Origin of the sequence: Actinotalea subterranea (assembly GCF_008364845.1) — a bacterium.
GTDB lineage: Bacteria > Actinomycetota > Actinomycetes > Actinomycetales > Cellulomonadaceae > Actinotalea > Actinotalea subterranea.
The window spans coordinates 325002-335339 of the sequence record NZ_VTTP01000004.1; the positions used below are offsets into that span (position 1 = coordinate 325002).

The 10338-nt window shown below is 69.2% G+C and carries 10 protein-coding genes; 6 read left to right on the forward strand and 4 right to left on the reverse strand.

Features of this window, described 5'->3' with window-relative positions:
* Positions 1-10: 10 nt before the first annotated feature.
* Together FZ988_RS10210 and FZ988_RS10215 are read left to right on the forward strand one after the other, a co-directional pair.
* Complete coding sequence (locus tag FZ988_RS10210; RefSeq protein ID WP_149203895.1) at positions 11-3112, forward strand: efflux RND transporter permease subunit; 3102 nt, start codon at positions 11-13, stop codon at positions 3110-3112.
* A 274-nt stretch (positions 3113-3386) separates the two neighbouring features.
* Positions 3387-4400, forward strand: coding sequence for an NAD(P)-dependent alcohol dehydrogenase (locus tag FZ988_RS10215; RefSeq protein ID WP_149203896.1), 1014 nt, complete (start codon positions 3387-3389; stop codon positions 4398-4400).
* 127 nt (positions 4401-4527) lie between these two features.
* Here the strand turns inward: FZ988_RS10215 and FZ988_RS18985 are convergent, their stop codons facing one another.
* Together FZ988_RS18985 and FZ988_RS10225 are read right to left on the reverse strand one after the other, a co-directional pair.
* Entirely contained in the window at positions 4528-4887 is a 360-nt protein-coding gene (locus tag FZ988_RS18985; RefSeq protein WP_246169399.1) for a winged helix-turn-helix transcriptional regulator, read from the reverse strand.
* A 70-nt stretch (positions 4888-4957) separates the two neighbouring features.
* Positions 4958-6130, reverse strand: a complete 1173-nt coding sequence (locus FZ988_RS10225) for an IS30 family transposase (RefSeq protein ID WP_425457972.1) — start codon at positions 6128-6130, stop codon at positions 4958-4960.
* 240 nt (positions 6131-6370) lie between these two features.
* Here FZ988_RS10225 and FZ988_RS10230 point away from each other — a divergent pair, with 240 nt between their 5' ends.
* The 4 genes from FZ988_RS10230 (at position 6371) to FZ988_RS10245 (ending at position 8994) form a co-directional block, all read left to right on the forward strand.
* Positions 6371-6790, forward strand: a complete 420-nt coding sequence (locus FZ988_RS10230; protein ID WP_149203898.1) for a DoxX family protein — start codon at positions 6371-6373, stop codon at positions 6788-6790.
* A 236-nt stretch (positions 6791-7026) separates the two neighbouring features.
* Entirely contained in the window at positions 7027-7290 is a 264-nt protein-coding gene (locus FZ988_RS19205; protein WP_342781222.1) for a luciferase domain-containing protein, read from the forward strand.
* A 72-nt stretch (positions 7291-7362) separates the two neighbouring features.
* Positions 7363-8217, forward strand: a complete 855-nt coding sequence (locus tag FZ988_RS10240; protein ID WP_149203899.1) for an SDR family NAD(P)-dependent oxidoreductase — start codon at positions 7363-7365, stop codon at positions 8215-8217.
* Positions 8218-8583: 366 nt separating this feature from the next.
* Positions 8584-8994: a PaaI family thioesterase gene (locus FZ988_RS10245; protein WP_223145090.1), complete on the forward strand. Its 411-nt coding sequence runs from the start codon at positions 8584-8586 to the stop codon at positions 8992-8994.
* 103 nt (positions 8995-9097) lie between these two features.
* Here FZ988_RS10245 and FZ988_RS10250 read toward each other — a convergent pair whose 3' ends face one another.
* Together FZ988_RS10250 and FZ988_RS10255 are read right to left on the reverse strand one after the other, a co-directional pair.
* On the reverse strand, positions 9098-9745 hold the full coding sequence (locus FZ988_RS10250; RefSeq protein ID WP_223145091.1) for a tyrosine-type recombinase/integrase: 648 nt from the start codon (positions 9743-9745) through the stop codon (positions 9098-9100).
* On the reverse strand, positions 9742-10338 hold a 597-nt coding region (locus tag FZ988_RS10255), incomplete at its 5' end, for an N-terminal phage integrase SAM-like domain-containing protein (protein ID WP_246169401.1). The genes FZ988_RS10255 and FZ988_RS10250, both read right to left, overlap by 4 nt.

Genomic DNA, 10338 nt, shown 5'->3' on the forward strand with positions numbered 1-10338 from the left:
GGAGATCTCCATGACTCGCCTCGCCCGGCTGAGCCTTGCCAACCGCGCCGTGGTGGCACTGGCCACCCTCATCCTCGTCGTGGCGGGCGTGTTGTCGACCACGTCGCTGAAGCAGGAGCTCATCCCCTCCTTGGAGATCCCGCTGGCGGTCGTGGTGACTCCGCTTCCGGGCGCGGCTCCGGACGTCGTGGAGCGGCAGGTGACCGAGGTGGTCGAGGCTGCCGTCAGCGGTGTTGAAGGTCTGGAGGGGACCGAATCCACGAGCAGCAACAGCCTGTCTGTGGTGTCGGTCGAGCTCGCCTACGGCACCGACCTGCAGGCGGCCCAGCAGGACCTGGAGCAGGCCGTGACTCGGGCGGGCACCGGCCTTCCGCCGGGCGTCACACCATCGGTGATCACCGGCAGCATCGACCAGCTTCCGGTGGTGCAGCTGGCGGTGGCTGCCCCGCAGCTGGATGAGCAGGAGCTCGTGACCCGGGTGGAGGAGGAGGTCGTTCCGCGGTTGCGCGGGGTGGAGGGGGTCCGGGAGGTCACCCTGTCGGGGGCGCGTGAGGTGCGGGTGGAGGTCGTGCCCGACCCGGTGGCCCTGGCGGCCACGGGGATCGGCCTGGATGCTCTCAGTTCCGCGTTGCAGGCCAACGGCGTGGTGATCCCGGCCGGGACGGTCACCGACGGGCAGCGCAGCCTGAACGTCGTGGTGGGCCAGCGGTTGTCCTCGGTGCAGGACATCGCGTCGATCGCGCTGCCCACCGCTGACCCCTCCGGGGCACCGGTCGTGCTGGGAGACGTGGCCACGGTCGAGCAGGCACAGGTTCCCGCCACCTCGTATGCCCGGACCAACGGCCAAGCGAGCATCGCCCTGGCGATCACCAAGACCCCTGACGGCAACACCGTCAGCGTCTCCCATGACGTGCGGGACCTGATCCCGGGGATCGAGGCGGCGCTGGGCGAGGGGGCCGCGGTCGACGTGGTCTTCGACCAGGCCCCGTTCATCGAGAAGTCCATCGAGGACCTGAGCACCGAGGGCCTCCTCGGCCTGATCTTCGCCGTGATTGTGATCATGCTGTTCCTGCTGTCGCTGCGCTCCACCTTGGTCACGGCGATCTCCATCCCGCTGTCGTTACTGATCGCGATGACCGGGCTGCTGGTCGGTGGGTACTCCCTGAACATCCTGACCCTGGGGGCGCTGACGGTCGCGGTCGGGCGGGTCGTGGACGACTCGATCGTGGTGATCGAGAACATCAAGCGCCACCTCGGCTATGGGGAGCCCAAGGCGCAGGCGATCTTGACCGCGGTGCGTGAGGTCGCCGGCGCCGTGACGTCTTCGACCATCACCACCGCTGCGGTGTTCGTGCCCATCGGGATCGTCGGCGGTCAGGTCGGTGAGCTGTTCCGGCCCTTCGCCTTCACCGTGGCCGTCGCGTTGCTGGCCTCCCTGCTGGTGTCCTTGACCATCATCCCGGTGCTGGCCTATTGGTTCCTGCGCGCCCCGGCAGGCGACCAGGTGGACCGGGACCGCGTCGAGGAGCGCGAACGCCACGGACTTCTCCAGCGCAGCTACCTGCCGGTGCTGCGCGGAGCCCTCGGCCACCCGGTGATCACCTTGGTGATCGCAGCGGCCGTGCTCGGTGGAACGGTCGCAGCCTCGACGCGCCTGGAGACCAACTTCATCGGCGACGCCGGGCAGAACACGCTCAGCGTCAACCAGCAGCTGCCTGCCGGGACCAGCCTGGAGGTCACCGATGCCGCCGCACGGCAGGTCGAGGAGGTCATCGCCGAGCTGGACGGCGTCGAGACCTACCAGGTCACCGTGGGCTCGGGTGGAAGCGGACTGCAGACCGCCTTCCTGGGCGGTGGCGGCGGGTCGAACACGGCCACCTTCGCGATCACCACCGACCTGGACGCCGACCAGGCACGCGTCGAGCAGGACCTTCGTGCCGCGATCGCGGACGTGGAGGACGCCGGGGAGCTGACCGTGACCACCGGCCAGGCCGGGTTCGGTCTGCCGCCGGTGGAGGTCGTGGTCAGCGCCGACGACGACCAGACCCTCCGCCAAGCCGCCGACATGGTCGCCGGGGCCATGGCAGAGGTCCGGGGCACGACCGACGTCGTGAACAACCTGGCCTCAGACGCGCCAGCCGTGCAGATCCAGGTCGACCGCGAGGCGGCCACCCAGGCCGGCACCAGCGAGAGCGCGATCGGGCAGGCGATGGCCGGCCTGCTGCGTGGCGCGCCGATCGGTCAGGCGGACATCGCCGGACGCACCACCGACGTCGTGGTGCTCCTGGGCCAGGCCCCCGCCGACGTCCAGGCGCTGCGCGAGACCCCCATCCCCACCGGCACTGGGATCGTCCCCCTGGGGCAGGTCGCCGAGGTCAGCGAGGTCCAGCAGCCCACCAGCCTGACCCGCCAGGACGGGCAGCGCACCGCCACGGTGACCGCCACCGCGACCGATCAGAACCTCGGCGGGATCACCACCCGCCTGCAAGAACAGCTCGACACCCTCAACCTGCCCGACGGAGCAGAAGCCGAGATCGCAGGCGTCAGCGCCGAGCAGCAGTCCGCATTCGCCGACCTGTACCTGGCCCTGCTGGCCTCCATCGCCATCGTCTACCTGGTGATGGTCGCCACATTCCGCTCCCTGCTCCAGCCGGTCATCCTGCTGGTGTCGGTTCCGTTCGCCGCCACCGGTGCGCTGGCCCTGCTCCTGGTCACGGGTACCCCCCTGGGTGTGCCGTCGCTGATCGGGCTCCTCATGCTCGTCGGCATCGTGGTGACCAACGCGATCGTGCTCATCGACTTGGTCAACCAGAAGCGCGAACAGGGCCTGAGTGTGGTCGACGCGGTGATCGAGGGGTCCCGGTACCGGCTGCGGCCGATCCTGATGACCGCGGCGGCGACCATCGGCGCTCTGACCCCCATGGCACTGGGACTGACAGGCGGCAGCGTGTTCATCTCCCAGCCGCTGGCCCTGGTGGTCATCGGCGGGCTGACCACCTCCACCCTCCTGACGCTGGTGCTCGTCCCGGTCCTGTACAACCTCACCGAACACGCCAGCACAGCCCTGCGTGAGCGCCGAGGCCGCCGGAGGGCCACCACCCTCCCGGTATGACACCCGACACCTCACGGCGGTGTCCGGCAGCCCATGATTCACAGTGGTTCCGGTCGACCAATGCAGCGGGGTTCCTGCACCGGCGCACCTGGGCCAACCAGGCCGAGCGCGCCTCGGCGAGCTTCGAGTGCCAGCGCCACCCCGGCCTCAGTTACCGGTCCCGGACGACTTCGCGGACCTTCACACCGCCGCCTTGACCGTGGCACGATCAACGGACCGTCCGGGGATAGTGCGTCAGGCTCCCGGCAGCACGACCTCAACGAAGGGGTTGGCGATGAAGGCAGCGCGGTTGCACGAGTTTGGCGGTGACTTCGTGGTGGAGGAGGTTCCGACGCCGGAGCCCGGTCCCGGTGAGGTGCGGGTCCGCGTCGGCGGGTCGGGCGCCTGCCACTCCGACCTGCACGTCCGGACGGGGGAGATCCCCGTCCACCTTCCCGCCCTGTTGGGCCACGAGAACGCAGGGTGGGTCGACGCCATCGGTCAGGGCGCCGAGGGCTTTGAGATCGGTGAACCCGTCGTGGTCTTCGGCGGGTGGGGCTGCGGCCGCTGCCGTGTGTGCCTGGGCGGCCAAGAGCAGCTGTGCGACACCATGCGGTGGGGCGGTATCGGCCCCGACGGTGGCTACGCCGACTACATGGTCGTGCCGAGCACCCGGCACCTGCTGGCCGCTGGCGACCTGGACCCGGCCCTCGCCGCCCCGCTGACCGACGCGGCACTCACCCCGTACTCCGCGGTGAAGAAGGCCCTCCCGCGCCTGGTGCCCGGCACCACCGCGGTGCTGGTTGGCGCCGGTGGGCTCGGCCAGTACGGGCTGCAGTTCCTCAAGCTCCTCTCCCCGGCGGCGGTGGTGGTCGTCGACAGCTCGGCGGACAAGCGGCGCCTCGCCCTGGACCTCGGCGCCGACCAGGTGGTCGACCCGTCGGACGCCGACGCCATGGAGCAGATCAAGGCCGCCAGCCACGGCGAAGGCGCAGCGGTCGCACTGGACTTCGTCGGGGCCGACGCGACGATGAGGCTGGGGGCCTCGTCGCTTGGCCCGCAGGGCCTGTTCGTCCTGGTGGGCCTGGCGGGAGGTTCCTACCCGTTCTCGTTCTTCTCCCTGCCCGTCCAGGCGACGCTGACCAGCAGCAGCTGGGGCAGCCGCAACGAGCTGGAGGAGGTCCTCGCCATGGCCCGGACCGGCCGCCTGGTCTCCACGATCGAGCGGCACCCGCTGAGCGAGATCAACGACGTCTTCGCGCGCCTCGCCGCCGGCCAGGTCCAGGGCCGTGCCGTCCTGATCCCCTGAGCACTCCTGGACTTCGTCCCGCTAGGGCGCGTCTGCCACGGCGAGGGTCACCATGCGCTGAGCGGCGCCGTCGTCGTCGCCGCCATCATCACCTGGCGGAAGACAGCAGGCAGGACCCGGGTCCGGGCTAGTCAGCCGCCCGGCTCCATTCTGTAGCCCAGGAAGATATCGCGTCGATGACCGGGCCGAGAGCTCTCCCCTTGGTCGTCAGCACGTATCGCGGGGCGCCTGCTCCGACCGGGCAGGTGCGCGAGAGGAGCCCTTCGCGTTCCAGCTCCCGTAGCCTCTCGGCCAGCAGGCGGTCCGAGAGCCCGGGGATGACGGCGCGGATCTCACTGAAGCGCTCCGCGTGGGCCATCAGGGCGTGCAGGATGACACCGTTCCACCGTCGACCGAGCAGCTCGACGGTCTGGTGAAACGACGGACAGTAGCGGCCGCAGTCATCGCCCGCGGGACCGACCGCCTCGTCCGCCACCTCGCCCTCCACGTCCACTCAAGCGTGATTTGTCGACGCTTCGTGAAAACTGACCCCCTGGCGCCGAGGTGGTTTCCAGCGGTCATCGCAACGGCAGGTGGTTGGGCGAGGCTAGCAGTGCGCTGAAGAGGACGGCTGGAGGGCGGTGGTCGAGGACTGCTCGGGGTCGGGCGTTGAGTTCGTCGGCGACGGCTTGCAGGTCGGTCGGGGTGTGCCGGGATAGGTCGGTGCCCTTGGGGAAGTACTGGCGCAGGAGGCCGTTCGTGTTCTCGTTGCTGCCGCGCTGCCAGGGTGAGTGCGCGTCGCAGAAGTAGATGCGGGTCCCCAGGGCGTGGGTGATCTCCTGGTGCCGGGACATCTCGGTGCCCTGGTCCCAGGTGATCGACGAGCGAAGGCGGGTCGGCAAGCTGGCGAGGTCGTCGATGAGTGCGTCGGCCAGGGCGCGGGAGTCTTGTCTGGGCAGGTGGATGAGCCTGACGAATCTGGTCTGGCGCTCGACCAGGGTGCCGATCGCGGACCGGTGACCGGGCCCGACGATGAGGTCGCCCTCCCACGCACCTGGGACGGTGCGGTCGGTGGGGTCGAACGGGCGATCGTGGACGGTCAGGCCGGGCGTTGTGAACCGATGTCGGCGTTGCTCCAGGCGCCGGTGCGCGCGTCGGTGGTCACGACCGGTGCGCAGCGGAGACCGCGCCGGGTGACGCGCGATCGGTGGCCTGGTCAGCGGGCTGCCAGGACGGTAGATGGCCTGGTAGATCGACTCTGGACACAGGCTCATCGCGGCATCGCCCGGGAACCGCAGGCCCAGCTCGCGGCTGATCTGCTGCGGGCTCCACCGCTGCCTGAGGTGCTCGAGCAGGAACGACTCGAGCGCCGGGGTCGTGAGCCAGCGCGGCCGACGTGGTCGGCGCCGCCGCATCGCCGCCTTGTGATGAGCCTCGAAGGGCCGGTACTGCCCGTCGCGCCGGCCGTTGCGACGCAGCTCTCGGCTCACGGTCGAGGGCGAGCGACCAACTGCGGCCGCGATCGCGCGCACGCTCTGGCCTGCGCGGTGCAGGTCGGCGATCTCGATCCGCTCATGCTGGGACAAGAACCGCGGGCTGATCGGCGAGGCCGCCAGGCGGTCGATGGGCGGGACGAACCCGACGACCTCGCCATCGCGGTAGACCTTGAACCCGTTGCGCCAGTTCCGGCTCGTGGAGCGGGAGACGCCGACCTCCCGGCGCGCGGCCGCGGCCGTCCATCCACGAGCCAGGAGACGGAAGAACTGGGCCTGCTTGGCCGACTGACGGCGACGGCCAGGACCCTTCGGAACACGGCGAGAGGTCGACAACACGAACCCCGATTCTGGAGGACGTGTTGCGACGACGGCTGGAAACCACCCCGGCAGTAGGGGGTCAGTTTTCGCCCGGCGTTGACATGATTGACCCGCGCCCAGGGTACTGCTATACCTCAATCACTTACTTCTAGTAAGCCGCGAACCTGGGAGGGTGACGTGGAGGTCCTGGTGCTCATCGGCAGGATGGTCTTCGCCTTGCTCTTCCTCGGCTCAGGCTACGGACACCTCGCACAGCGGAAGATGATGGCCGGTTACGCCGCCGGCAAGGGAGTGCCCGCCGCCAACCTGATGGTCCCGCTGACGGGGCTGCAGCTCCTGGCCGGCGCACTGATGGTGGCCCTGGGGATCTGGCCCGACGTCGGTGCCCTCCTGCTGGTGGCCTTCCTGGTGCCCACAGCCTTCATCATGCACGGTTTCTGGAACGAGACCGACCCCGGTGCCAAGGCCATGGAGCAGACCCAGTTCCTCAAAGACCTGGCCCTGGCCGGAGCGGCCCTGGTGATGTTCGCCGTCTTCGCCTACCTCGGCGACGATCTGGGCCTTGTCCTGGTCGGCCCGTTGTTCAGACTGTCGTGAGCGACGCGGTCCCCGTGGCCATGCCCGAGCGCCCGGGCCCGCGACCCTCGACGACCCCGACCAACCCGCACACCCAGCTCGACCAGCAGCCGAGGGACGAAGGACCACGAAAGCGCCTCATCGGGCAGCTCGCCGACCTGCCGGGTGTGGTCTGGGGGGCCTCGAAGATCTCCGTCCCGGATGCACAAGCGCTCACGCTGCCTCGGGCCCCACACCGAGGGCCACCCGATGCGTTCATGATCGACACCGAGTTCGCCCACCTCCACCCGGCACCTGACCACTCCCTTCACCTTGTACTGCCGCCGGCGGCCGCCGAAGCCGCCATCGACGCTGGCTGGGCCGAGCAGCACCCCATCGCCCGCCTTGGGCTGATCTCGCCGGGTGCGGTCATGGTCTACGCGCCACGTGACGCACACGAGGCGGACATCGCCGCCGACCTCGTCCGGGCGTCCTACGCCTACGCAACTGGTTCGACGCGTTCGCTCAGAGCGGAAACCTGAGCGGGCAAAGACGCCGCGGTCCGGCTCTCGGGTCCGCGCCGGATCCGAAGATCACTCAAGGAGGAGTGCCTCATGGCGGGACGACTCGAGGGCAAGATTGCCCTCATCACCGGTACGGCGGACGGTCAGGGACGGGCCGCCGCCCTCGCTTTCGCCGCTGAAGGCGCGAAGATCGTCGGGTGCGATCTCAAGGCGGAGCTAGCCGAACAGACCGTCGAGCTCGTCCGGGCGCAGGGCGGTGAGATGGTCTCGATGCAGCCGCTGAACCTGGGCGATGAAGCCGCGGTGCAGCGCTGGATCGACTTCGCCGTCGAGCAGTACGGCGACTTCGACATCCTGTACAACAACGCCTCGGGTGTCCGCGGCGGCACGATCGAGTCCTTGACCCGCGCGGACTGGGACTTCGACATGACCAATGAGGTCACCATCTTGTTCCTGGCGATCCAGAGAGCTCTGCCGGTCTTCAAGCGCAAGGGCCGTGGCACGATCCTCAACACCGGCTCGGTCGCCGCGATGGTCGGCGCGGCCATGCCCGGGAACGTCGCGGGCAACCTCGTGCACAACGTGGCCAAAGCCGCCGTCCTGCGCCTGACCGTCAATCTCGCCGTCGAGCTGTCACCGTGGAACATCCGCGTCAACACAGTCTCGCCAGGGTTCATCGACACCCCCGCGACCCGACCGCTGCTGGAGGCCGGCGGGCGTCAACCTGTCGAACGCGCGCTGCTCAACCCCCGCGTCGGGCGACCCGAGGACATCGCGATGGCAGCGGTGTACCTGTGCTCGGACGAGGCCGACTACGTCACCGGTGCGAACCTGGTCGTTGATGGCGGTTGGGTCGCAGGTGGCGGCGTCGGTCGCCCCGACCCCGAGATCGGGCAGATCTTTGGAGAGGTGATGAAGAAGTTGACCAATGCCCCTACCGCCTGACAGTGAGGACGTAGGCGAGCCCTCGGCGACGCTCCCTGGCCTCCGCGCCACTGACGGTGACCGACTCGGCCGCCCCTTCGGTGCAGCCGATCTGGCTTGTCCGCGGAGGGGTCCTCGCGGTCGTACTGTTGGCCGCCACCACCCGATCCCTCCGGCGAACACGGACTGCGGCGCTGGTCGCGGAATGGCGAAAGGTCAACGAAGTTGATACCTGACATGGGAATGATGCTCGCGCACTGGGCCGAGAGGGCCGGGCCTCACTCGGAGGGCGCGCTCCTGCCACCGCACCATGAACGGTGCCTTGGTTGCGGCCCGGACAACCCCCACGGCCATCACCTCCAGGTCCACCGCCGTGGGGACGGGGTGATGGTTGACCACGTCTTCGACAAGCGCCACGTCGGAGCTCCCGGAGTCGTGCACGGCGGCGCCCTTGCCACCGTCCTCGATGACCTGTTCGGATTCCTGCCCTACCTGGTGGGGTCGCCGGCCGTCACGCGCCAGCTCACAGTGGACTACCTGTCACCGGTGCTCGTCGGAGTCAGTTACCGCATCGAGGCGACGGTGACGAGCCGGGAGGACCGGAAGGTCTTCGTCGCCGCCACCGTGAGCGACCTCGACGAACGCACTGTGGCCACGTCGAGCGCGGTGTTCATCATGGTCGACGTCGAACACTTCGCCCGGCACGGAGGCGTCTCCGGCGGTAACTCGACGCCACCCGTTGCGGACGATCTCCGTGACACCGGCCGGGAGGACGCGGTGGGTCAGCAACGCGGGTAGTGCGTGTCTCGGCGGCGCACCTGTGCGCGCGAGCTCCAGCCGGACCTGAGCACGCCAGGCGCCGGAGGCCCGCGGAACCGCCCGCTTGACGCCCCGGGGTGGGTCACCTCGAGGCGCGGGCGCGCGCTCGGGTGGCGTGAAAGGCGGCGAGTGCGCGCTGGTCGGCGTCGTCGAGGGTGTGCAGGTACGTCTGGGTGGTCTGGATCTGCGCGTGGCCCATGCGCTCCATGACGGAGAGGAGGTCCGCTCCTCCGGCCAGGAGCCAGGACGCGTGTGCGTGACGTCGGTCGTGCATGCGAGCGGGAAAGTCGATGCCGGAGCGTTGGACGGCGGGCCGCCAGTAGCGGGTGTTGAACGTGCCCCGCGAGAGCGGTGTGCCTCCTGCGGTCTCACGGGAAGGGAAGAGCAGGTCGTCCGGTCCCAGGCCGAGGTCATCGATCCGCACGAGGAGGGCGTCGATCAGATCTTGGGAGACCGTGACGGTGCGCGGCTCGTCGTCCTTGGGGTAGCGCTTGACGATCATGCGACACCCGGTTGGCGAGTCCTTGGTGGACACCTCCACGATGGTGTCCTGCACGGTGACCGCGCGTGCCTCGGTGTCCACATGCCGGGGTCGTAGCGCGACGAGCTCACCCCATCGCATGCCGGTTTCGATGACCGTCATGACCATGACCGTGAAGCGCGGCGGGATCTGGGCCAGTAGCTGGGTGTACTCATCCGGGGTGAGGGTGCGGGTCCTGGTGGTGATCACCTTCGGAAGGTCGGTCGCCGCGCAGGGGTTGAAGGGGATGATCCGGTCAGCCACGGCTCGCGCAAAACGGCGTGCAGCATCACGTGGTACTTGACGATGGACCGCGCGGACAGGCCCTTGCGTCGCTTGCCGGCGATCGTCGTAGGTATGCCCGCCTGGTTGACCCACTCCTGGACCAGGGCGGGCATGATCCGCGCCATCGGATAGTCCCCGAAGAAGGGGATGAAGTGGATGCGCAGGTTCGAGGCGTACGCGGCGTAGGTGGTGACTTCCAGGTGCCGTGAGGGCAACCAGACGTTCTGGGCGTCCTCCTTGAAGGTGATGCGTCCCGCCCGTGGGTCGATCCACGTCCCCTCGGCGAGCGCGATCTCGGCGCGGACAGCGGCCTGCATGGCGGCCTTGTCGGTGCTGAAAGTCCCGACGGTGCGCTTGGCTCCTGAGGCGTCGCGGTAGCGGCCCTGGTATCGCTTCTTGCCGTCCTCGGCCCGCCGCACGGTCACCCACGCCATCTCGACCTGAACCGCCCCGGCGTGTCCGGAGACTTCAGTCCTTGGAAGGGTTGGGATCGGGGTCATGTCGAGTGGTGCGTCCAG

What these genes read in the sequence shown, in the direction of transcription:
- FZ988_RS10210 (WP_149203895.1), top strand. Translation starts at nt 11, where the DNA reads ATGACTCGCCTCGCCCGGCTGAGCCTTGCCAACCGCGCCGTGGTGGCA.
- FZ988_RS10215 (WP_149203896.1), top strand. Translation starts at nt 3,387, where the DNA reads ATGAAGGCAGCGCGGTTGCACGAGTTTGGCGGTGACTTCGTGGTGGAG.
- FZ988_RS19205 (WP_342781222.1), top strand. Translation starts at nt 7,027, where the DNA reads ATGATCGACACCGAGTTCGCCCACCTCCACCCGGCACCTGACCACTCC.
- FZ988_RS10240 (WP_149203899.1), top strand. Translation starts at nt 7,363, where the DNA reads ATGGCGGGACGACTCGAGGGCAAGATTGCCCTCATCACCGGTACGGCG.
- FZ988_RS10245 (WP_223145090.1), top strand. Translation starts at nt 8,584, where the DNA reads ATGGTTGACCACGTCTTCGACAAGCGCCACGTCGGAGCTCCCGGAGTC.